The sequence below is a fragment of the Proteinivorax hydrogeniformans genome, from assembly GCF_040515995.1.
Lineage (GTDB): Bacteria > Bacillota > Proteinivoracia > Proteinivoracales > Proteinivoracaceae > Proteinivorax > Proteinivorax hydrogeniformans.
In genome coordinates this window covers 2,295,582-2,317,946 of the sequence record NZ_CP159485.1, presented here as the reverse complement: position 1 = coordinate 2,317,946, position 22,365 = coordinate 2,295,582, and the positions used below count along the sequence as shown (strand labels likewise).

Below are 22,365 nucleotides of genomic sequence, written 5' to 3'. Positions count from 1 at the left end.
CTGTAAACCAAAGATGAAATATAAAGTGGGGAGAACCTTTGTATAAAAGGGTTCTTCTTTTTTTGACAAATGATTACATATTTAAATATACTTAGATTGAGAAAATGATAACAATCACAAAGTTAATCTTCACTTAGGAGGGCTAGTCATGGTAAAAGAGAGGGTATTAGATTTTGCGAACAAAATTAGCAGAACTAAACGTGGCAAAAAAGACGCAATAACTCCAGACCGTCCGGAGTACAAAATTTTAGAGCCAGTCGTTACAGAAGAGATGGCAGAAGTGGGGCTTTGTCTAGCATTTCGTGAACCTTTAAGCGTTAAAGAAATCGCTGCCAAGTGTGGTAAGTCTGAAGAAAAAACAGAAGAGCTTTTACTTCAGTTAGCGGATTGCGGTGCGGCATTTGTTAACGAAATGGATGGTGTTGATAAATACTGGCACGATATTTGGGTGCCTGGCCATATGGAAATGATGGCTAATCACAGAGAAAATGTAAAAAAATATCCCCAGATTGCCGAAGCTTTTGATGCGTATGGCAAGGTAAAAGGACCACAAGCTGCAGGGATTTTTCCTGTAGGTGTAGGACCTATGCGTGTTATACCTATCGAGGAATCAATCCAAGGAGAAACCAGAAGGGCATCTTATGAAGAAGTATCAAAATATCTTAATGAAAATGACGTTTTTTCAGTTTCTGACTGTTCTTGTAGGACTTCAAGAGAAGCTATGGGAGAAGGATGTGGTCATTTAAAGGAAGAAATGTGTATACAGCTAGGTCATGCAGCAGAGTATTACATACGAACAGGTAGAGGGCGGGAAATAACCCGTGAAGAGGCCTTTGAAATCATTAAGAAAGCTGAAGAAAATGGGTTAATGCACAGTATTCCTAACTTAGATGGACCGGGAAAAACACACGCTATATGCAACTGTTGTGGTTGCTCCTGTTTTGCAATGAGGATAGCTGGGATGTTCAAAAACCCTGACATGGTCCGCTCAAATTATGTATCACAAGTGGACGAAGAAAAGTGTGTTGCCTGTGGAGAATGTATCGACAATTGTCCAACCAATGCGCTAAAACTTGGTCAAAAAATTTGCACAAAGACTCCTATAGAGCAAAAAGAGCGTCCGTTACCCTATGATACCGAGTGGGGAGAAGATAAATGGGACCCAGACTATCGAACTAATAAGGAACTTGTTGTTGAAAGTGGAACTAGCCCTTGTAAAACCGAGTGTCCAGCACATATAGGTATTCAAGGATATATAAAGCTTGCCGCACAAGGGGAGTACAAAAAAGCCTTAGAACTTATAAAAGAAGAAAATCCATTCCCAGCTGTATGTGGTCGAGTTTGTCCGAGAAAATGTGAGTCAGAATGTACAAGGTCGGATATTGATGATCCAGTGGCTATCGATGATATCAAAAAGTTTATAGCAGAGCAGGAGTTAAAATCAGAGCACCGCTTTGTACCAAAGAAAAAAGGAGAGCACACAGAGCAAATAGCAGTTATTGGTGCCGGTCCTGCAGGGCTTTCATGTGCTTATTATTTAGCTGTTCAAGGCTACCCTGTCACTGTATATGAGAAAGAAAAGATACTAGGGGGTATGTTAACTTTAGGGATCCCCTCATATAGACTGGACAGAGATGTGGTTAATGCCGAGATAGATATTTTACGAGACTTAGGAGTTGAATTCAAAACAGGTGTCGAGATTGGAAAAGATACTACCATAAAAGAGCTTAGGGCACAAGGGTTTAAAGCTTTTTATATGGCTATAGGCGCAAAGGCAGGTAGAAAGTTAGGATTAGAAGGCGAAGGCGCTGAAGGTGTAAAGACCGGAGTTGAATTTTTACGAAAAGTAAACTTAGGTGAAGAAAAACAGATGAAAGGTTCAGCTGTGGTAATAGGGGGCGGTAACGTCGCCATAGATGTTGCAAGAACAGCTACTAGAATTGGTGCATCTGAAGTAAATATGTATTGCCTAGAAACAAGAAAAGATATGCCAGCATTAGAAGAAGAAATTGATGAGGCCTTATCTGAAAGTATCGGAATAAACAACTCGTGGGGCCCAAAAAAGATAATTACCGAAAACGGCCGTGTAACTGGTGTAGAGTTTAAAAAATGTATTTCTGTTTTTGATGAGAAAGGTAACTTTAGCCCTAAATTCGATGAAAGCGAGACTAAGATTGTTAAGACAGATAATGTCTTGATATCAGTGGGGCAACAGATGGATTGGGGCGGCTTAATCGAAGACAGCAAAATAAAGCTAAACCCTAACAACACAATAAAAGCTGACGGCACTACTTATCAAACTGACGAGCCAGATGTTTTTGCTGGTGGCGACTCTCTAACAGGTCCTAAGTTTGCCATAGACGCCATAGCGCAAGGAAAAGAAGGTGCTATTTCAATTCATCGCTATGTCCATCCTGGTCAAAGCTTAACGCTAGGGCGTGTAAATAAAGGATATAAAGCATTAGACAAAGAAAACCTTGACCTTGCTGGTTATGACCGCTTACCTAGACAAAGAGGATTACATGTCGATGGCGATAAAGCTAAAGAAACCTTTAAAGACTTACGCAGTACCTTCACAGAGGAGCAAGTGATAAAAGAAACAGAGCGTTGTCTAGATTGTGGTGCAACACATGTAGATGAGTTTATGTGTGTAGGATGTGGATCCTGTGTAACTAAATGTAAGTTTGACGCTATTTCATTAGTAAGAAAATATGATGAAAATACTGTTGAGTTTGAGAATGTTAAGCCTAAAGTTATGAAATACGCTATAAAACGAAAAGTTAGAATTAAGGGCAAAGAAATGAAAAACTTCTTTGGAGGCATGTTTAAAAGAGAGTAAGTTAAAATGTGGGCCGGCGAAGCAAGTATGCTTAAAGGCGCCGGTCTGCAACTACCTAAATTAAGTATATAAAATAAAAGGAGGTTTACATTATGTTCTTTTTTGAGGCAATACCCTTGCAGAACGTAATAATGTGGTTTGTAGTTTTAGCAGCTCTCATTGGTTTAAATGAATTAGTTCGTGCCAGTAAGTGGGGAAGCATCACTATCTTTATGATAATGCCAGTTTTGCTAACTTTTGTTTGGCTTCAGTCAGATAGTGAACTTTTATCATGGTTTCATTGGGTTAAAGTTTATTCCGCTTTAGCAGGTAGTTTGATTTATATGGTAATAAGATATACCGACTATCATAAAAAGCACAAGTGGTATCTATTTTTGGTTCCAGCAATTTTAGCTATAAATATTATCGAAGCTGCAATTAGAGAGCTGCAAGTTGGTATCAGAGGTTTTGAAGGTATGATAGACGGCATGTATTATATTTCTGGTGGTTGGAATTACTTCAACGCTGCAGCCGGTATATTAAGTATGTTACTTATTTGTGGTTGGGTTGGTATATATGGTACCACCGACAAGCGTAGGGATATGGTCTGGCCTGATCAAAGTATGTTTTATATTATCGCTTATGCTGTATGGAATATATCCTACGTATACTCATGTGCCCCAGGTAACGCTTTTTATTCAGGGGTGGCGTTAAATATAGCACCAATAATTCCTGCACTGTTTTGGGCTAAGGGAACTTGGATGCAAAACCGTGCCCATACCTTATCTTTTTGGATGTTATGGATAATGACATTCCCAGCATTTTTTGCTGTAGGCAGCACCTTCAATGTGAGTGTTAGCTATAATCCTACAGCTAACTGGATCTTAGCTTTAACATCTTTTGGCTTACATGTAATTCTTGCTGCTTGGCAAATATATAGGATTGTAAAGCTTCGCCGCAACCCAGCAAAAGGAGAAGTTTGGACCGGCACAAGCCAATATCAAGGGCCAACAAATGTAGCGTAAGCCCCTTCACTTTTTTAATTAAGGAATAGAGGTGAAACCTTTGCATGAGTTAGGAGTAGTAATAAAAGTTGTGGAAACTGTGGAAGACTTTGCAAAAAAAAATAATCTAAAAAAAGTAGATACCTTAGTCCTTCAAATAGGCGAGCTATCTTCGATGATCCCAAGATATGTAGAGGCTTGTTACCCTGCAGCAGTCGATGGAACATCCTTAGAAGAGACAAAACTAAAAATTGAAGTAATACCAGCAAATGTATTGTGTAAAAGCTGTGAAAATATATTTAGTTTCTCTGAACAACAAAAAAGGTGCCCGCAGTGTGAAAGTGAAAAAGTAGAACTTCTTAGCGGCAAAGAGTTTTTAATAAAAGAAGTTATAGCTTGTTAACACTTAGCGTACCCTTTGCCTTAATAGTGGGAGCTTTTACTCAAATATATAATTAAACTAGAAGCCACATTTATGTGTTTAGCATAAATGTGGCTTCTAGTTTACGGGCTTGTATTTTAATAAAAAAATCCCGATAAAATCTAATAAGTTAATTTACAATTGCTATTATTTTTAAAATATTATAATATATTTATGAGAAGGATTTCAACCTGCAAAAATTAAATTCATCATCAGTGTTGATTTACAGATTTGAAATTTATTTAACTAAAAGAAATTAAAAAGGAGATTGGAGCGTATGGACTTTAATGATCTAAGGAATAACTGCGCCATAGAGCAAAAGAAGGGTATCCATTTTATTCTGGCCTCAATAATTATATGGGGTTTGATTGCTATTATTCATTTAACTGACTTGCCTATATCCACTAAAAATCTTTACACTTTTATATCCACATCACTTTTGGTTCCACTATCGTACGTCATATCAAGAGTTATTAACGTTAGATTTAGTAACAAAGAAAATCCCTTTAATAACCTAGGGTTTGTCCTGACCATGAATCAGATGTTATATTTGCTAATTGCGATGTGGGTTTATGCTGCAGCTCCTGAAAAATTGGTAATGGTCCTTGCGATAATATTTGGGGCACATTTGCTTCCATTTGGATGGCTATATAAATCTATAAGCTATAGGATGGCTGCTGTTATAATACCTATCGTAGCGTTGATTGTAGGCCTAATTTATGAAGCATACATACTAGCTATTATCATGATATTTATAGAGGTGCTATTTAGCATTTCATTAGCTTTAGAATTAAAGGGTAATACTGCCACCGAAAAAGAAGAAAAAGCAATATAAAAAGCAGCTTGTTTTTGCTAGGGGGTGTACAAAATATGGAGTTATTGTTGATTCTAATCTTTTATGGTGGACCTATAGCTATAGTATTATATTTTCTAATCAAGCTAGCTGTGAAAAATGCAATAAGAGAGTTAGAGCAAGAACCTATTAATATATACAAGAAAAAATAAATATACACTAAAAAGAAAAAGAGCACACAGCGTATAATTAGACGCTGCTGCTCTGTTTTTTTTCATCCTCTATACTTTTTGAAAGCCAAAGCCATAATTCTTTACCCGATTTATGATTAATATCCTTTAATGTAAAGGTTGTACTTAAAAGAGCCGATAGCACAGATGCGCTAACTGTGGTGAGGTTTTTTCGCTTTTGGATAAAATTAGTTTTAAGTTGCATAGATTGAACTTGTGTTTTTTTAATTAACACCGTAGTTCTTGAAATAATTCTATAGCGCAAAATGAGCTCTTGATTTAATAGCTTAAAGCCGCCGTCTTTATAACGGAGGTAACCCAAATAACCAGATACAAAAAATATTATAAAACCAACCCAAATCCATACAAAGGGGACAAAATAGAAAAGTAAAAAAAGTGGTACAAGAGGCAAAGTGGCCCGTAACAGATAACGCCTCAATGATTTTTTAGGAAGACGAATATAGTCAGTAGAGAAAGTTCTTTCGGGAGTAACAAAGTTTAGAAAAAGCTGTAATTCTTCTCGTTTTAGCATAGGGTGTAAAATAGTCTTAAAACCGTTATCTTCTGACCCCCCACCCGCCACTTCCACTTGAATTAGTGCGTAGCCTAGAGGTTGCCTTAAAAGGCCTTCCTCTATTCGAATAGCCTGTATTCTATGATTTTTTAGAGTAAGTTGCTTTTGTTCAATTAACCCACGGGTGATTTGTATTTCATCGCCAGTTTTCGTGATTGTAAACTCTCCATATGAAATAACAAAACGGAGAATGGAAACTACCCAGGATATAATGAAGACAATCAATATTAGTAGAATTAGTAAGTTAATATGTGTGTTTTGAAAGGTCTTAAACATAGAATCAATAAACCTTTCGGGGAGAAAAGCCATACCCTGACCAAAGATTACTGCTAACAACGAAAATATGACGCCAATACCCCCGGAAGTCATACCCGCAATAACTAGTCTTTTATAACTTACCTTCCAGGTATTTTGACTGCTGAGTTCATTTTTAGGTTCAGCACCAGAATCGGAAGCATCGACATCTTCTCCCCTTAAAGCGCTACGGATGTATTCAGCTTTATCTTTATCTATAGCTTCAATGAAGACCTCTGGAACTACATAACCTCCCGCAGTCTCAATCTGTAACGTTACAAGGCCAAAGATCCTCAAAAGAATTCCAGCTTTATTTTTTATAGTTTGAACTCTTTCTTTTTTAATAAAGCGTTCTTTTTTGATAAAAACTCCTGACCTTATGTGCAGTAATCCATTGGAATATGAGTACTTAAAAAAGTACCACTTTAAAATGCTAAAAATCAAGTTAAAAAGCAGAAAACCAATGACGGTGTTTGTCAAGAAAGTTGTCGCATTAAAATTAAAAAGTTTTACGAATTACCTTGTTAGATTGTAAAGCTAATCTACATGATCTATAGTATTTTTAAACTGTATGTCTTTTATAGGGTTTAGAGAAACATATTCGGGTAATGACCAATCTCTGATATTTTTAGACCACCTCTCTGGGTGCTTTTTCCTTGCATGCTCATAGATCCTGATTCTTTTTTCTACTATATTAACATCAATTCCATAGTGTCTTTGGTAAGGTGTAACAAATTTTAAGCCACTATGTAAGTGTTCATAGTTATACCATCTAACAAATTCTTTAACCCAATTTCTTGCTTCCTCTATGCTTTTAAAACCTTTATAAGGGTATGCTGGGCGATACTTCATGGTCTTAAAGAGCGATTCGGAGTAAGGGTTGTCATTACTAACTCTTGGACGGGAAAAAGAGCTTTGAATACCTAGTTTTTCAAGTGTGGCCTGAAATGTTGCTGCTTTCATTGGGCTGCCATTATCGGAGTGTAGTACTAAAGGTCGACCTGAAATCTTTTGAGACAATGTTGCTTTTTTAATAAGTCTTTCAGCATATTCTGCTTTCTCTGACTCCCATACTTCATAGGCTACAATTAATCTGCTAAACATATCTATTATAAGGTATAACTTATAGAAACTACCTTTAACAGCAGAGTTTAGCCATGTTATATCCCAAGTCCATATTTTATTAGGGGAAGTAGCTACATGAGTAGGAGGCTCCCTTTTTGTGGGTTTTTTGGCCCTTCCTCGGTGAGCATCCATTTTTTCTTCTTTTAAAACCCTGTAAATTGTTGATTCAGATGCCAAATATTTGCCTTCGTCTGCCAGCTTAGGAACTATTTGTGATGGAGGTAAGTCGACATACTTAGGATTATTTGCTGTTTTTATTATTTCTTGGCGTTCTTCATCTGTTAGCTTGTTTTTAGGAGTGGGGCGTTTAGCTGAAGGTCTTTTATCTTCTTTGATCTTCCCTTTTTCCTTAGTCCATCTTTGATAGGTACGCACGCTGATACTTAATACTTCACATGCAGGGGCTAACCTTGCACCATTTATTCTTGCTTCATCGATCAGTTCTACTGCTTTTACGCGATCTGAGCTACTGATCAGTCTTCCTCGGGGTCCCCCCAAATCGCGTCTGCTTTTTTTCTTAATACTAGTAATGCAGCCGTTTCTGCCAGTGCCTTCTCTTTTTGTCTAAGCTGCTTTTTTAATTCTTTTGCTTTTTCCTTTTCTTCCTTTAACTCACTTTTAGTCTTTTGGTAGTCCTGTGTTTCACCTTGGTTTGCCTTTAAACATTGCTCTTTCCAACGCTTTATATCTTCAAGGTATATACCTTTACGTCGGCAGTAATCGGCTAGCTCAGCTTCACTTAAAGCTGCTGTTTCTAATACTATTTGGAATTTATCTTCTGAGTTCCACCTATTTTGAGGTTTGCGAGATGATAGAGTTTTATTGTTTCTTTTCACCCATGTATAAATGGTTGTTTTGGGAATGCCCAGCTCTGCTGCAATAGCAGTAACGGTGTCATTTGAAGGGGGCTCAAGTCTTTTTAATACGGACTCAATAAACTCTTTAGAGTAGTGCTTACTTTTAGATTTTGACATAATTTTATCTCCTTAGGTTTAGTGTCGTAACTTCATTATTGCATTAATTTTCTTATACGACAACTATCCTAACACATAGGGATGACTATATAAGCGGTATAACTACTTTTAAGTAATGAAGTGGATCTTATTTGCAAAAAGAAAACTAAAATAATTGGAAATATCAAATCCTTAATGTGTCGCAAAAAACCAGTGAATATAATAATTGGGTGAGGTCTTTCGGGACTAAACTTCTTCATTACTAATCCTCGCCAATGCTGAAATTTGATCTCTTAGTTTTAAAGCTGTTTCCATTTTGAGAGCAGGAATTTTATGAGTAGTTCCAGCTGTAGAAATAGAAAGAGTTGCTAGCTTAAAGTACCTTAGAATAGGACCTTGCTCCGTATCTATATGCTGAATCCTAGCCATGGGGATAAGACTTCGCTGAATAACTATTAACCCACTTTGGATATCAACCTCATGCTCTCTAATTTCATAGCACCAATAGCGCATTCGTATTGAAGGAATAACTAAAATCTTTAAAAATCCTATGATAAGTGCTAACCCGATTGCTATCCATAAAATAATTTTAGGAAAAGGCCCAAATACATTTGAAACTATTAAGTACCCTATAACCATTAACAAGTAGATTAAAAAAGAACAACTACCATTAACTCTCCAGGCTTTAACTGCCTTTGGATGTATCCTTTCCTTTGGCCTTTTAAAGTCCACTAATAATCCCTCCCTTAAATTAGAAAAAGCTACTTTAACATTATAAACTATCAAGTTTAGAATTAAAACTAGTTATAATAAAAAACGCAAATTTTTATCGCAGCGTAGTGTAGCTTAAATAGGTGATTTTTGTTTTGGTTAAAAGGGAATACTTAATATAAATATTGAGCAAAGAAAGGGGATAAAATGACAGATAAAAAATCAACAACTAACCGAGGTTGGAACTTAGAAAATAGCTATGTTAAATTACCAAATTTATTTTATACTAAAGTAAAGCCAACTATCGTACGTGCGCCAAAGTTGGTTATATTTAATGCTAAGCTAGCACACTTTCTTGGTTTAGATAAAAAGTTTACAAAAGAGGATTATGTAGACTTATTTGTTGGAAATAAGATTCCTAAAGAGGCTTTACCCTTAGCCCAGGCCTACGCAGGACATCAATTTGGACATTTTACTATGTTAGGGGATGGTCGCGCTATACTTTTAGGTGAACAGCTTACTTTAGCAGGCAAGAGGTATGATATTCAGCTAAAAGGTGCTGGTAAAACCCCTTACTCCCGTGGCGGGGACGGCAGAGCCACTCTTGGTCCAATGTTGCGAGAATATATTATAAGCGAAGCAATGTATGCTCTGGGAATTGAAACGACACGAAGTCTAGCAGTAGTTACCACTGGAGAAACAATAATTCGTGAAAAACCACTTCCAGGTGCTATTTTAACAAGAGTAGCTGCTAGCCACTTACGGGTCGGCACCTTTCAATACGCTGCAAATTGGGGTAATAACTCGGATTTAAGAGCGTTAGCAGACTATACAATAGCAAGACACTTCCCTGACGTAACGCAAGGTTCTAATCCTTATATCGGGTTACTTGAGGAAGTAGTAAAACGTCAAGCATTGTTAATTGCAAAATGGCAAGGGGTAGGCTTTATACACGGCGTTATGAACACTGACAACGTCAGTATTTGTGGCGAGACTATTGACTATGGCCCGTGTGCCTTTATGGATGAATATGACCCTGATACGGTATTTAGCTCAATTGATAGGCAGGGGCGCTATGCTTACGAAAACCAGCCTACTATAGCTGCATGGAATTTAGCGCGTTTTGCAGAAACTCTTTTGCCGCTACTACATGACGACAAAGAACAAGCCATCAAAATAGCTGAAGATGCTATATCTGATTTTACAAAGCTTTATCATTGCAATAGGATAAACAAAATGAGGGCAAAGCTGGGCATCTTCAATCAAGAACCAGACGATGAAAGTCTTATCGAAAGCCTTCTTAGTATAATGCATAGCTATGGTGCTGACTATACTAATACATTCCGAGCGTTGACATTTGATAGGCTAGAAGGGGTGGAAATATTTGATAGTAAAGAGTTTGCTAGTTGGCATCAGTTATGGTTAAATAGGCTACAAAGACAAAATACATCGCACTCAGAGGTCAAGCAGCTAATGAAAGACAGTAACCCCGGTGTAATTCCTCGCAATCACCAAGTGGAAGAAGCGCTAGAGGCAGCAGTAGAACAAGAGGATTATAGCGTCATGGATAGACTTTTAAAAGTGCTTGCAACCCCTTATGCTCATTCATCTCAACATGAAGAGTACACAAAACCACCTCCACCATCTAAGATGCCATATCGAACCTTCTGTGGCACTTAAAAGCGCCGACCATTTCAACCTGTACCGACTAGCCACTGACCTCATCTCCCGCGGAGTTATTTCTAAAACATCATATTTTACAAACCTCACACCTTTCACATCCTACATTCAGGGGTATCACAAAGCAGAGCACTGCAAACCAGATTTGGAACATGCCCTTTGAATGCGAATGTCAATGAATTTCTTTACCACCCGCTATCGAATTTGTTTACCAGCGGCGCTAACGAAAAAGTTTACCACTACTAGCCTAATTTTAGGAAATACCTTGTGAGCATTTCCTAAAAATTTATTATAATAAAATATTATATTTGCTCACGGTGTTTGTCAAGAAAGTTGTCGCATTAAAATTAAAAAGTTTTACGAATTACCTTGTTAGATTGTAAAGCTAATCTACATGATCTATAGTATTTTTAAACTGTATGTCTTTTATAGGGTTTAGAGAAACATATTCGGGTAATGACCAATCTCTGATATTTTTAGACCACCTCTCTGGGTGCTTTTTCCTTGCATGCTCATAGATCCTGATTCTTTTTTCTACTATATTAACATCAATTCCATAGTGTCTTTGGTAAGGTGTAACAAATTTTAAGCCACTATGTAAGTGTTCATAGTTATACCATCTAACAAATTCTTTAACCCAATTTCTTGCTTCCTCTATGCTTTTAAAACCTTTATAAGGGTATGCTGGGCGATACTTCATGGTCTTAAAGAGCGATTCGGAGTAAGGGTTGTCATTACTAACTCTTGGACGGGAAAAAGAGCTTTGAATACCTAGTTTTTCAAGTGTGGCCTGAAATGTTGCTGCTTTCATTGGGCTGCCATTATCGGAGTGTAGTACTAAAGGTCGACCTGAAATCTTTTGAGACAATGTTGCTTTTTTAATAAGTCTTTCAGCATATTCTGCTTTCTCTGACTCCCATACTTCATAGGCTACAATTAATCTGCTAAACATATCTATTATAAGGTATAACTTATAGAAACTACCTTTAACAGCAGAGTTTAGCCATGTTATATCCCAAGTCCATATTTTATTAGGGGAAGTAGCTACATGAGTAGGAGGCTCCCTTTTTGTGGGTTTTTTGGCCCTTCCTCGGTGAGCATCCATTTTTTCTTCTTTTAAAACCCTGTAAATTGTTGATTCAGATGCCAAATATTTGCCTTCGTCTGCCAGCTTAGGAACTATTTGTGATGGAGGTAAGTCGACATACTTAGGATTATTTGCTGTTTTTATTATTTCTTGGCGTTCTTCATCTGTTAGCTTGTTTTTAGGAGTGGGGCGTTTAGCTGAAGGTCTTTTATCTTCTTTGATCTTCCCTTTTTCCTTAGTCCATCTTTGATAGGTACGCACGCTGATACTTAATACTTCACATGCAGGGGCTAACCTTGCACCATTTATTCTTGCTTCATCGATCAGTTCTACTGCTTTTACGCGATCTGAGCTACTGATCAGTCTTCCTCGGGGTCCCCCCAAATCGCGTCTGCTTTTTTTCTTAATACTAGTAATGCAGCCGTTTCTGCCAGTGCCTTCTCTTTTTGTCTAAGCTGCTTTTTTAATTCTTTTGCTTTTTCCTTTTCTTCCTTTAACTCACTTTTAGTCTTTTGGTAGTCCTGTGTTTCACCTTGGTTTGCCTTTAAACATTGCTCTTTCCAACGCTTTATATCTTCAAGGTATATACCTTTACGTCGGCAGTAATCGGCTAGCTCAGCTTCACTTAAAGCTGCTGTTTCTAATACTATTTGGAATTTATCTTCTGAGTTCCACCTATTTTGAGGTTTGCGAGATGATAGAGTTTTATTGTTTCTTTTCACCCATGTATAAATGGTTGTTTTGGGAATGCCCAGCTCTGCTGCAATAGCAGTAACGGTGTCATTTGAAGGGGGCTCAAGTCTTTTTAATACGGACTCAATAAACTCTTTAGAGTAGTGCTTACTTTTAGATTTTGACATAATTTTATCTCCTTAGGTTTAGTGTCGTAACTTCATTATTGCATTAATTTTCTTATACGACAACTATCCTAACACATAGGGCTCACCAGAGTACTCATCGCGATATGAGGTTCCGTTCATATTTAGTACGTGAGAGCGAAATGTAAGTCTATCAACAAGCGCAGATACCATTGTTTCATTTTCAAATAGCTTCGTCCATTCTGAAAACTTAAAGTTAGTGGATACTATTACACTTCGCTTTTCAGCACGATCTGCTACAACCTTAAATAGCAGTTCAGACTGATGTCTGTTAAAGGTTAAATAAGACATTTCATCTATGATAAGTAGGTCTGTTTTAGACAGCTGTTTTTCTAGTTTTAACAGGCGCTTATACTCAGTAGCCTCAATAAGTTCATTAGAAAGATTGGCTGCAGTATAAAACTTAACATTCATACCTTGCATGCAAGCTTTTATTCCTAATGCTATAGAAAAATGAGTTTTGCCTCGCCCAGTGTTTCCTATCATAACGATGTTTTGTCTTTTTCTTACAAAGTCACATGTACCAAGTTCATGAAAACAAGCTTCAGACACATGCTCATATCTGCTTAGGTCTAACTCGTCTAATGTTTTCATGTATGGAAATTTAGCAGCTTTAATCTTGCGTTTTTGGCTACTTTCTCTTCTAGATTCTGCCTCCATTTTCAAAAGCTCAATGAGAAAAGCGTCATAGGACTTGTTGTTATCAAGCTGACGAATTACGTCTTTATATCTATTGAAGGTAGGAACTCGCAGTTGCTTTGCATATAAAGCAATTGTCTCTTCATTAATATTTATTTCGCCCATTTATTGCACCACCATTCCATATTTTTTATCGTATTTATTTAAATCTACCTCCTCGACAGCTATCTCTTTATTTAGATTCAATACAGGGGTGTCTACAGGTTTGCTTAAATGGGCTCTAATCATATCAACAGTTGGCACAATATGCCCAGGAATCGCCTCTTTAATGCTAAGTATATATTCTTCGCCATAGTCTAGACATAGGCGAAGGAGTTTAACCATTTCTCTGTTACCACCGGGGAGTTGTTTGCCCCATATTAAAAGCTCTTCAGTAACATTTTGCTTAACTGGTTTAGCATTGAAAACAGAGCGTGGTTTTCTTTCAATTAAGTCTATGTAATGTTCTAACTTATACTCTGTTTTTCCTGAGTAGTAGTTTCTTATATGTGTAGCTATTTCTTCATTCTGATAAAAAATTTGGATGTCATTACCGTAGCCTTTTACAGTTACATCCTTTCTTAAATACTTGGTAGGGACAGAGTAGTAGTTTCTTTCATAGCAAGCTGTGGAGTAATCATCAACGGAAACAATTTTAGTTTTGCTTGTATCAAACCGGTACGGGGGAATCGGATTTAAAAACTGTTTTTCTTCTTGGTACATTACATTTACAGCATTCGAGCGACCTTTGATATGGTGCTTTTCTCTGTACTTTAAGCAATCTTCCAGTAGCTTTTGATTCAACTCTTCTATACTTGATACCCTAGGTAGAGGGACTAAAAAATTTCTTCTAGAATAGCCAACTAAGTTTTCTACAAGGCCCTTTTCGTTTCCTTTACCAGGGTTACAAAACTCTAGTTCAAAGGCATAATGGGCACTGAAGGAAAAGTACTTATCTTGTGGTTTTGCATAGGTTCCAAAACCCTCTTTAACTGCAACTTTAGCATTATCAAAAATTACTCGCCTGGGGACTCCTCCAAAGAAATCAAACATACGTTGTTGCGCTTCTAAAAAAGCCTGTTCATTGGCGGCTCTAAAGACTTGTACAAAGATATCACAGCTGTAACATAGCCTAGCGCAAAAAGTATACAATTTTCTTTTCTTATCATCGAGGTAGGCTGTGGCTTCGCCCCAGTCTATCTGAATTGCCTCACCTGGCTCATATGATAGAGGAACATTGCTTTGAGGTGGAACTAACTGTTCTGCACGTAGTTTTTTTACAGCATTTCGTATAGTTGATTCACCACCTGTAAATTCTTTCTCATCAACAAGTCGTTCATATATGCGTTTAGCAGTATGTTTTTGCTTTTTAATATTATCCTCTTCATCTGACTTAAGACAACCTATGATAAAGTCTTCTACTTCTTTTGTAACTTTAACTGGGCTTCTGTTATACTCCTTTCTTTTTTCTGGATGCGCTGACCCGTCACAATACTTTTTTACCGATTGACGTGAGATGCCTAAACTCTTTGCAATAGATCTTTGAGACTCTCCGTTTAGATATCGCTTGCGAATCTGTTGATACATATCCATTTCAATTTTCACACCCCTCAACCTCCTGAAAATATATCTGACTATATTTTACAGGAATTTTATGATAGGTGGTAAACTAATTCGCTAGCGAAATGGCTCTAACTGGTACACTTTTAGGATAGCATTTACACTTTGAATCGCAGAATAAGCTTATTAATACGTTTTCGCGCGGCAAAACATTAATATTAAGTTATTTAGTTAAAAACGGTTCCAATCATCAAAAGTCGATGACGGAACCGTTTGTTATTTGTTATGGCTAGATATGCCAGTTTCTGTTACTAATAATCGATTATTTTACCTCTTTATAAAAGATGTATCTTTTTTTTCCACCATACTTGCTTGTAAGTTTCTTTATTTTGTAACCCTGTTTAAAAACGTTATTGATACTATGAAAATTATCCGGTGATACTGTGGACATTAAGTGTTTAAAGCCTTGATTTTTAGCAATACTACCTAAATAATTTCCTATAAAAGTTTGTAGACCTAACCCTCTGTATTTAGGATGAACAGCAATGCTATCAACGTGAGCAACAAAGGGAAGTTCCTCTTTTGCAAATTCTAGATCGTACCCTAAGTTTTCCTTATCAAACTTGGGAAACAACAAAGTTCCGTAAGCAATTAAAGTTTGATCGGTATAACAACCTAGTATATATATTTTGTCGTTTTCAATTAGAGGTAATAGACCATCTTTAGTTTCGGGTTCGAACATCTCATCACTATTAATTTGTTTTACAATTTCGTTTTGTAAGGAAAGTAAATCATCAAGGTTATCCTCTGTAATTGGTTTTAAACTTAGATTCTCTAACATCAAAGACATAGTGCACTTCCTTTAGCATTTTTACTATATATTATATCTTATTTTGAAGTGGACTAAAACCTTTGGCGAAGAAGTTTTGCTAATTCTTTTTATCTTTGTTTAAGGGGCATTGATCACAGTTGCTCTGAGGTTTAGCTGAGTGCTTGTTACTTTTCTGCTTTGAGGAAGAAATAATCTACAATAACTACTGCACCAGATCCTCTTCCCTTTAATAACTCCTACAACGACAGGAGCAAGCATACATACGAGCGCAATAATACCAATTATGGGATACACTAATCCAATTGCTAAAAAAACTATAAAAACAACCCACAAGATATCGGCTAGCTTTAGTTTTTTCTTTGCCATATTATAACCTCCAACAAAAAGAGTCTATTATAGTTTTCTATATAAACGGTAGTTTAATACTTTTTATAGTAAAATACAAAAATTAAAATACTCAAACTAAGCTTAGTAACATAAATTAAAGTGCATTAACTGTTTTGAATTAAGGCAAACTAAGTTCAAACTCTTAATTGCTGCGGATGCATATCAAAGGAGGGCCAAAGATTGACTAAGAATCAGACTACTCAAAACATGTTTTGCCTTATAGCATATGGCGGTGAATATCCTTGCGGCAGCAGTGGTGACATCCAAGTCGGTTTTGATAGCGTAAAACAGTTAAAGCAAAAGCTTAATAATATAGGAGAACACGAGAAATATCAGGTTGTAAATAACAGTACAAAAGAGATATTGCAGTTCAGGTGCAAAAAGGATTTAGAAAGAGGGGTTTCTTTTTTTATTATTGAAAAAATTTGCTCAAATAAAAAGGGGGTTTTAATTCGTAGTACGAAATATATATTTATAGCTAAATAATAAATTCGGAGGTGGACAAGCAAATGACCAGCCTAGAAAAGAAAATTGATAAAATATTTTCCTGTTGGCAGAAAGACCTTTGCCCAGGGGGGCAGGTTGTAGTTAGAAAAAAAGACGAGATTATTTATAACAAAAACTTTGGTTATGCAAACCTAGAACATTTAATACCAATAAAGGATGAAACAGTTTTCCACGTTGCATCTGTTTCAAAGCAAGTCGCTGTTATGTGTGTGCTACTTCTTCAAGAAGATGGCAAGCTTTCCATAGATGATGACGTTAGAGATTATGTAGCAGAGTATATAGCATTTGATGAACCGGTTACTGTTAGACAGATGATAAATAATGTTAGTGGCATTAAAGATCAGTGGGAGCTTTTAGGGCTAAGTGGAGTTAGGATTGTAGATACTATAACTCAAAAGGATGCTTTATCTTTAATAAGTAAGCAAAAGAAATTAAACTTTGCACCTCAGACTAAATGGTTGTACAGTAACTCTAACTTTACCTTGCTAGCAGAGATAGTTGAGAAAACTTCAGGTAAAACTCTTAATGAGTTTGCAACGGAGCGTATTTTCAAGCCTTTAGGCATGAAAAAAACCTTTTTTAAGGATAACTACTGGAAAGTAATCCCTAACAAAGCCAACTCTTACTATGATGTCGGCGATGGAAGTTTTATATATAGCGTACTAAACTACGGCACATATGGCGCCACCTCTTTAAACACCACAGCAAATGACTTTTTAAAATGGATGGGAAATTTTAAAAAACCTACTGTCTGTAGCCCAGACACCATTAAAATCATGTCTGATGCACCCAAACTTAAAGATGGAAAAGAAAGCAGTTATGCCGGAGGCCTTTTTGTAGGAGAGTATAAAGGACATAAATATATTGAGCATGGAGGAGCAGATGCAGCATATAGAAGCGCCACAATCCGTTTTACAGAAGATGATGTTGACATAGTTTTATTTTCAAACACACAAAATCTTTTGATGAAGGACGCAGCTTTTGCAGTAGCAGACGCAGTATTTGGGTATGAAAAGGAAGAAAGTAAAAAAGAAGAAAAGCCTGAAGTTTACTCCGACGAAGTTAACCTAGATGAAGTAGAGGGTTACTACTTCCCTAAGTCACAGGAAACAATTATGGCATTTAAGATAGTAGTTAAAGATGGCTTGCCTCACATGCAAAACCCTTACGGTCTTGCCCCACTAGTTCATATTTCCGGAAATCACTATAAAATAGAGCAGCTAAACTTAGAAATATACCTAGGTAAGGAAAGTGCCCTAAAAACAAAAGAAAAGCTAATACCACTTGAAAAAATTAAGCCATACCAACCTTTTGATAGTACGCATTATACAGGAAGATATCAAAGTGAGGAGCTAGATACTTTCTATGATGTGATTGAGGAGGACGGAATTTTATACACCTCGCACTCAAGAAACGGACAGCACGTATTATATCAGGTAGAAGAGAATAAGTTTTTAACAAACGTACCCTTTACTTTTACCGTAGAGTTTGTTAAAGAAGAAGGCAAAATAAAGGGGCTGATTTTTACAGGAAACAGAGCTCAGAACGTAGAATTTGTTAAAGTAGCATCTATTAGCTAAAGACATAACTTATAACAACACAAAAATTAAAAAAAGACAGCTCAACGGATAGGAAATAATACCGAGCTGTCTTTTAATTCGATTGGTTTTAAATAAATACTAGTGGAAGAGCCTCATATGAAACTTATGAAATAATACTAGATAGATGCAAAAACAATGACATCTACTAAAGGCTTTTTGTAGGAATTCCAAGAGATAAAATTAATAAGAAAATTCCTGTTGTGATAGTGGTCAAGCATGAAAAATTATTCCCTTAAGGACTTTTTTACCCATTTAATATAAATTATACACTGAGTCAGTAATAATGATATACTGTATATGTTATTAACTTTAATTAACTAGAGGTGATTTTATGAAAATTATTATAGATGCCGATGGCTGCCCTGTAAGAAAAATTGTTGTCAGAGTGGCAAAAGAATATCAAATTCCCCTTCTTATGGTAAAAAATATTTATCATGACATTTCCGATGAATATGGTGACATTATAACAGTTGACGCAAATCAAGATATGGCAGACCATGTTATTGTCAAGCATACCCGAAAAGGTGATCTTGTAGTAACGCAGGACTATGGTTTGGCATCCTTAGTTCTAGGTAAAGGGGCATATGCAATCCATCAAAACGGTTGGTTTTTTACTCATGAAAACATTGATGCTTTGCTGATGAAAAGACATATACATCAAGAAATGCGAAGAAAACAAAAAAAATACTCAAAAACCCCTAAACGTAAACCAAAAGATAATGAGGTTTTTGAAGAAAAACTAAGAAAGTTTATTGCAGAGAAAATATAAATTTAACCTCTTTTCCAGTGGTGGAGAAGAGGTTAAATTTATACTCCCAATAAACTATTAAATGATGATATAATATAAAAAGATGATTTAATAAATCTAATAAGATGGGGGAGTTTTTATGGATGAGAGGTTAAGAGTGATTTCTTTAGGTAAATGCAGGTATAAAAAAGCATTAGCGATCCAACATGAGCTGTTAGAAAAAAGGCAAAAAGGTGATATAGGAGATACCTTAATTTTAGTTGAGCATCCCCCGGTTATAACAACGGGTAGAAATGCGTCAAAATCAAATATAATAGCATCAAAAGAGTATTTAAGTGAAAATGGCATTGAGCTTATCGAAACCAATAGAGGTGGGGATGTAACCTATCATGGTGATGGTCAATTGGTGGGATACCCTATATTTAACCTTGAGGATAACAAGCTTGGAGTAAGACAATTTGTAGAAAAGCTAGAACAAGTTTTTATAGACTTACTAACTGAAAAATATGATGTTAATGCAACAAGACATGAACAGCATAGAGGAGTTTGGGTAGGTAATGAAAAAGTTGTGGCAATCGGTATAGCTGTGAAGCAGGGGGTCACTATGCATGGTTTTGCTATGAATATAAATACAAATCTAGAACATTTTAAACTCATTATTCCTTGTGGATTAGCGGAGATGGGAGTAACCTCACTACAAAAACAAGTTGGGGAAAAAGTAGATTTTCAGCAGGCGAGCTCTCTTGTTTTAGAAAAAATCTGCGATACTTTTGAGTTCAATAGTTACGAAAAGATAGAAAGAAATTAACAAGATTTCTAGGAGGAGGGGGAAGCGATGGATATAAAAAGAAAGCCTAAGTGGCTTAGAGTTAAGATGAATGATGTGCATAAAGACAGATATGTGAGAAATATATTGGAAAAATTATCTTTAAATACAGTATGCGAAGAGGCGAACTGCCCTAATAAAATAGAATGTTTTAGCAAAAAGACAGCAACGTTTATGATTTTGGGGAGCCAGTGTTCTAGAAATTGTAGATTTTGCAATGTATCTTCTGAGAAACTAGAAAAAGTAGACGAAAAAGAGCCAAAAAACGTTGCGCAGGCGACAATGGAACTTGGGTTAAAGCATGTAGTTATAACCTCAGTTACAAGAGATGATTTGCCTGATGGTGGAGCAAAACACTTTGCTAAGGTTATTGAATCAATAAGGAGTAAAGACAAGGATATTGCTATAGAAGTGTTGATACCTGACTTTAAAGGTGATAAAAAAGCCTTAAAATATGTGGTTGAGGCAAAGCCAGATATAATCAACCATAACATCGAGACTGTCCCTAGACTATACGATGATGTAAGGCCACAAGCTATTTACAAAAGATCTCTACAACTTCTAGAGGAGATAAAGAAATTAGATAGCGAAATATACACAAAATCGGGTATTATGGTAGGCCTAGGAGAAAGAGAAGAGGAAATAGCTCAAACAATGGCAGACCTTAGAGAGTACAAATGCGACTTTTTAACAGTAGGACAATATCTTCCACCAAGTAATGAGCATTACCCTATACAGGAATATGTAACCCCAGAAACCTTTAAAAGGTATAAAGATGAGGCTCTAAAGCTAGGCTTTAGTTTCGTTGCATCTGAACCACTGGTGAGAAGTTCTTACAAAGCGTCAGACATGTTGGCAAAGGCTGAATAAACTAAAAATCCTCTCTTTAATAAATTGAAAAGAGAGGATTTTTTCTGTCTTGTAATTATGCTAAAATAAGTAAGTCAAATAATTTAATGAAAAAAGAGGTATAAAAACTTGAGACTAATAAAGAAACTAATTCATAAAAACTTAGATAAGTTAGAGGGTAGAACTTTTAATAGAAGAGCTGCTAGAGCTATTGTTTTAGATGGTAGGAAAATTCTATTGCTTTATACAAAAGCTTATAATGACTATAGCTTACCTGGAGGTGGAGTTGATCCACAAGAAGATATAATAGAAGGGCTTAAAAGGGAGCTGGCAGAGGAAACGGGAGCTAAAAACATAGAGGTGCTAAGCGAATTCGGATATATTGATGAGTATAGGCCGCACTATAAGCCTGAGTATGACTTGATTCATATGCTATCCTATTTTTACATCTGCAAGGTTGACTCTCAGCTTGGGGAGATTAACTTAGAAGATTATGAAGTAGCTAATGGGATGGCTCCAGTTTGGATAGATATCAACACGGCTATAACGCATAACAAGGAAGTAATGGCTAAAAAGGAGAAATCTATGGGACTATCGATCGAAAGAGAAACTTTTGCTTTAGAGCTTATAGCAAAAGAATTAATAGGGTAGGATGTATGTTATAATGGGCATGGCAAAATCTTTATGATGGAGGTTTTAAAATGAACTTAATCTATGGGCTCGGCGTTATTTTTGTAGTCACTTTTATAGGCGAGCTAGTTTATCAAGCACTGCCGTTACCCATTCCTGCTAGTGTCTACGGGCTCTTAATTATGCTGATTTGCCTACAAACCAAAATTATTAAGTTAAATAAAATAAAAGATGCCAGTGATCTATTGTTAAAGCTAATGCCGCTTATGTTTATACCTGCTAGTGTGGGGCTAATTAATATTTGGGGCGAGATGCAAAAAATCTTACTTCCTTTAGCTGTAATAATTGCTTTAACTACTGTAATAGTCATGGTAGCTACCGGTAAAGTTACTCAATACATAGTCCTTTTGGAAAAGAGGGGTAATAAGCATGACAGAAATATTAAGTAACTCAGTTTACTTCGGTGTTGTCATTAGTGTACTTGGTTATTCATTAGGGTTATGGGTAAAGTCTAAGCTTAAATGGGGAGTGTTTAACCCACTTCTTATTTCAATTATTTTTGTAATTTTAGTTCTTGTTATCTTCAATATAGAATATGAAAGCTATAATGAGGGGGCAAAATATCTTAGCTATCTTTTAACTCCTGCAACGGTGTGCTTAGCAGTGCCTTTATATCAGCAATTACAACTCTTAAAAAACAATTTAAAAGCTTTAACAATCGGCATAACAACAGGTGTGTTATCTAGCTTAACAACTGTGACTATTTTGTCTAAATTTTTTCAGCTAACCGACCAACAATTTGTAACTTTACTTCCTAAGTCTATAACAACAGCTATCGGAATAGGAGTTTCAGAGGAACTTGGAGGAATAATTACTTTGACCGTAGCGACTATAATATTAACCGGCATATTTGGAAATATTATAGCAGTTAGTGTATGTAAATTATTTAAAATTACAGAACCTATTGCTATAGGACTGGCAATAGGAACATCTTCGCACGTTATGGGCACCACAAAAGCTTTAGAAATAGGAGAGGTTGAAGGCGCCATGAGCAGCCTCGCTATAGTTGTGGCTGGGCTTGTGACAGTATTATTAGCCCCGCTTTTTGCATCCTTTCCAATAATATAATAAAAAAACTACCGCTAAGACTTGGCTTAGCGGTAGTTTTGATCTTTTTTC

The 22,365-nt window shown here is 36.3% G+C and carries 22 protein-coding genes; 14 read left to right on the top strand and 8 right to left on the bottom strand.

All coding sequences use genetic code 11. The features are described from left to right. Positions 1 to 148: 148 nt before the first annotated feature. From PRVXH_RS11140 to PRVXH_RS11120, 5 genes are all read left to right on the top strand, one after another. Positions 149 to 2,839, top strand: coding sequence for an FAD-dependent oxidoreductase (locus tag PRVXH_RS11140; RefSeq protein WP_353892840.1), 2,691 nt, complete (start codon positions 149 to 151; stop codon positions 2,837 to 2,839). A 92-nt stretch (positions 2,840 to 2,931) separates the two neighbouring features. Then, positions 2,932 to 3,843, top strand: coding sequence for a DUF5692 family protein (locus PRVXH_RS11135; RefSeq protein WP_353892839.1), 912 nt, complete (start codon positions 2,932 to 2,934; stop codon positions 3,841 to 3,843). A 40-nt stretch (positions 3,844 to 3,883) separates the two neighbouring features. Beyond that, entirely contained in the window at positions 3,884 to 4,225 is a 342-nt protein-coding gene (locus PRVXH_RS11130; RefSeq protein WP_353892838.1) for a hydrogenase maturation nickel metallochaperone HypA, read from the top strand. A 295-nt stretch (positions 4,226 to 4,520) separates the two neighbouring features. Next, on the top strand, positions 4,521 to 5,078 hold the full coding sequence (locus PRVXH_RS11125) for a hypothetical protein (protein WP_353892837.1): 558 nt from the start codon (positions 4,521 to 4,523) through the stop codon (positions 5,076 to 5,078). A gap of 35 nt (positions 5,079 to 5,113) precedes the next feature. Continuing rightward, positions 5,114 to 5,248: a hypothetical protein gene (locus PRVXH_RS11120; protein WP_353892836.1), complete on the top strand. Its 135-nt coding sequence runs from the start codon at positions 5,114 to 5,116 to the stop codon at positions 5,246 to 5,248. A gap of 37 nt (positions 5,249 to 5,285) precedes the next feature. Here the strand turns inward: PRVXH_RS11120 and PRVXH_RS11115 are convergent, their stop codons facing one another. The 3 genes from PRVXH_RS11115 to PRVXH_RS11105 form a co-directional block, all read right to left on the bottom strand. Next, complete coding sequence (locus tag PRVXH_RS11115; protein WP_353894586.1) at positions 5,286 to 6,578, bottom strand: PH domain-containing protein; 1,293 nt, start codon at positions 6,576 to 6,578, stop codon at positions 5,286 to 5,288. A 93-nt stretch (positions 6,579 to 6,671) separates the two neighbouring features. Next, positions 6,672 to 8,233, bottom strand: a protein-coding gene (locus PRVXH_RS11110; protein WP_353892476.1) for an IS3 family transposase whose coding sequence is annotated in 2 segments (ribosomal slippage) — positions 6,672 to 7,759 and positions 7,759 to 8,233 — 1,563 coding nt in all. Because the reading frame shifts where the segments join, the coding sequence is not laid out codon by codon here. A 225-nt stretch (positions 8,234 to 8,458) separates the two neighbouring features. Continuing rightward, entirely contained in the window at positions 8,459 to 8,944 is a 486-nt protein-coding gene (locus PRVXH_RS11105) for a PH domain-containing protein (RefSeq protein ID WP_353892835.1), read from the bottom strand. A gap of 186 nt (positions 8,945 to 9,130) precedes the next feature. Between PRVXH_RS11105 and PRVXH_RS11100 the strand changes: the two genes are divergently transcribed. Next, positions 9,131 to 10,603, top strand: coding sequence for a protein adenylyltransferase SelO (locus PRVXH_RS11100; protein WP_353892834.1), 1,473 nt, complete (start codon positions 9,131 to 9,133; stop codon positions 10,601 to 10,603). A gap of 385 nt (positions 10,604 to 10,988) precedes the next feature. Here PRVXH_RS11100 and PRVXH_RS11095 read toward each other — a convergent pair. From PRVXH_RS11095 to PRVXH_RS11075, 5 genes are all read right to left on the bottom strand, one after another. Beyond that, positions 10,989 to 12,550 (bottom strand): IS3 family transposase gene (locus tag PRVXH_RS11095; RefSeq protein WP_353892476.1). Its coding sequence is split into 2 segments (ribosomal slippage): positions 10,989 to 12,076 and positions 12,076 to 12,550, totalling 1,563 coding nucleotides; the frame shifts between segments, so codons are not numbered across the junction. 63 nt (positions 12,551 to 12,613) lie between these two features. Continuing rightward, entirely contained in the window at positions 12,614 to 13,372 is a 759-nt protein-coding gene (gene istB, locus PRVXH_RS11090) for an IS21-like element helper ATPase IstB (RefSeq protein ID WP_353892833.1), read from the bottom strand. Then, entirely contained in the window at positions 13,373 to 14,851 is a 1,479-nt protein-coding gene (gene istA, locus PRVXH_RS11085; protein WP_353892771.1) for an IS21 family transposase, read from the bottom strand. Between the two features lie 277 nt (positions 14,852 to 15,128). Further along, positions 15,129 to 15,656, bottom strand: a complete 528-nt coding sequence (locus tag PRVXH_RS11080) for a GNAT family N-acetyltransferase (RefSeq protein ID WP_353892832.1) — start codon at positions 15,654 to 15,656, stop codon at positions 15,129 to 15,131. 99 nt (positions 15,657 to 15,755) lie between these two features. After that, positions 15,756 to 16,004 carry a hypothetical protein gene (locus tag PRVXH_RS11075; protein ID WP_353892831.1) on the bottom strand — a complete coding sequence of 83 codons (249 nt, stop codon included), beginning with the start codon at positions 16,002 to 16,004 and terminating at the stop codon, positions 15,756 to 15,758. A gap of 201 nt (positions 16,005 to 16,205) precedes the next feature. Between PRVXH_RS11075 and PRVXH_RS11070 the strand changes: the two genes are divergently transcribed. From PRVXH_RS11070 to PRVXH_RS11035, 8 genes are all read left to right on the top strand, one after another. Further along, positions 16,206 to 16,511 carry a hypothetical protein gene (locus PRVXH_RS11070; RefSeq protein ID WP_353892830.1) on the top strand — a complete coding sequence of 102 codons (306 nt, stop codon included), beginning with the start codon at positions 16,206 to 16,208 and terminating at the stop codon, positions 16,509 to 16,511. Positions 16,512 to 16,534: 23 nt separating this feature from the next. Next, the gene (locus PRVXH_RS11065; protein ID WP_353892829.1) at positions 16,535 to 18,112 is read left to right on the top strand and encodes a serine hydrolase domain-containing protein; all 1,578 of its coding nucleotides are present in this window, start codon (positions 16,535 to 16,537) and stop codon (positions 18,110 to 18,112) included. Positions 18,113 to 18,464: 352 nt separating this feature from the next. Continuing rightward, the gene (locus PRVXH_RS11060; RefSeq protein ID WP_353892828.1) at positions 18,465 to 18,902 is read left to right on the top strand and encodes a YaiI/YqxD family protein; all 438 of its coding nucleotides are present in this window, start codon (positions 18,465 to 18,467) and stop codon (positions 18,900 to 18,902) included. A gap of 118 nt (positions 18,903 to 19,020) precedes the next feature. Further along, on the top strand, positions 19,021 to 19,689 hold the full coding sequence (gene lipB, locus PRVXH_RS11055) for a lipoyl(octanoyl) transferase LipB (RefSeq protein ID WP_353892827.1): 669 nt from the start codon (positions 19,021 to 19,023) through the stop codon (positions 19,687 to 19,689). A 27-nt stretch (positions 19,690 to 19,716) separates the two neighbouring features. Further along, positions 19,717 to 20,577: a lipoyl synthase gene (lipA, locus tag PRVXH_RS11050; RefSeq protein WP_353892826.1), complete on the top strand. Its 861-nt coding sequence runs from the start codon at positions 19,717 to 19,719 to the stop codon at positions 20,575 to 20,577. Between the two features lie 108 nt (positions 20,578 to 20,685). Further along, positions 20,686 to 21,207: an NUDIX hydrolase gene (locus PRVXH_RS11045; protein WP_353892825.1), complete on the top strand. Its 522-nt coding sequence runs from the start codon at positions 20,686 to 20,688 to the stop codon at positions 21,205 to 21,207. A 50-nt stretch (positions 21,208 to 21,257) separates the two neighbouring features. Beyond that, positions 21,258 to 21,635 (top strand): CidA/LrgA family protein, encoded by a 378-nt coding sequence (locus PRVXH_RS11040; protein WP_353892824.1) that lies wholly within the window; start codon positions 21,258 to 21,260, stop codon positions 21,633 to 21,635. Then, complete coding sequence (locus PRVXH_RS11035; protein WP_353892823.1) at positions 21,616 to 22,314, top strand: LrgB family protein; 699 nt, start codon at positions 21,616 to 21,618, stop codon at positions 22,312 to 22,314. The genes PRVXH_RS11040 and PRVXH_RS11035 overlap by 20 nt, the downstream gene beginning before the upstream one ends. Positions 22,315 to 22,365 lie beyond the last annotated feature (51 nt).

What these genes read in the sequence shown, in the direction of transcription:
- PRVXH_RS11140 (WP_353892840.1), top strand. Translation starts at nt 149, where the DNA reads ATGGTAAAAGAGAGGGTATTAGATTTTGCGAACAAAATTAGCAGAACT.
- PRVXH_RS11135 (WP_353892839.1), top strand. Translation starts at nt 2,932, where the DNA reads ATGTTCTTTTTTGAGGCAATACCCTTGCAGAACGTAATAATGTGGTTT.
- PRVXH_RS11125 (WP_353892837.1), top strand. Translation starts at nt 4,521, where the DNA reads ATGGACTTTAATGATCTAAGGAATAACTGCGCCATAGAGCAAAAGAAG.
- PRVXH_RS11120 (WP_353892836.1), top strand. Translation starts at nt 5,114, where the DNA reads ATGGAGTTATTGTTGATTCTAATCTTTTATGGTGGACCTATAGCTATA.
- PRVXH_RS11100 (WP_353892834.1), top strand. Translation starts at nt 9,131, where the DNA reads ATGACAGATAAAAAATCAACAACTAACCGAGGTTGGAACTTAGAAAAT.
- istB (WP_353892833.1), bottom strand. Translation starts at nt 13,372, where the DNA reads ATGGGCGAAATAAATATTAATGAAGAGACAATTGCTTTATATGCAAAG.
- PRVXH_RS11080 (WP_353892832.1), bottom strand. Translation starts at nt 15,656, where the DNA reads ATGTCTTTGATGTTAGAGAATCTAAGTTTAAAACCAATTACAGAGGAT.
- PRVXH_RS11075 (WP_353892831.1), bottom strand. Translation starts at nt 16,004, where the DNA reads ATGGCAAAGAAAAAACTAAAGCTAGCCGATATCTTGTGGGTTGTTTTT.
- PRVXH_RS11065 (WP_353892829.1), top strand. Translation starts at nt 16,535, where the DNA reads ATGACCAGCCTAGAAAAGAAAATTGATAAAATATTTTCCTGTTGGCAG.
- PRVXH_RS11060 (WP_353892828.1), top strand. Translation starts at nt 18,465, where the DNA reads ATGAAAATTATTATAGATGCCGATGGCTGCCCTGTAAGAAAAATTGTT.
- lipB (WP_353892827.1), top strand. Translation starts at nt 19,021, where the DNA reads ATGGATGAGAGGTTAAGAGTGATTTCTTTAGGTAAATGCAGGTATAAA.
- lipA (WP_353892826.1), top strand. Translation starts at nt 19,717, where the DNA reads ATGGATATAAAAAGAAAGCCTAAGTGGCTTAGAGTTAAGATGAATGAT.
- PRVXH_RS11040 (WP_353892824.1), top strand. Translation starts at nt 21,258, where the DNA reads ATGAACTTAATCTATGGGCTCGGCGTTATTTTTGTAGTCACTTTTATA.
- PRVXH_RS11035 (WP_353892823.1), top strand. Translation starts at nt 21,616, where the DNA reads ATGACAGAAATATTAAGTAACTCAGTTTACTTCGGTGTTGTCATTAGT.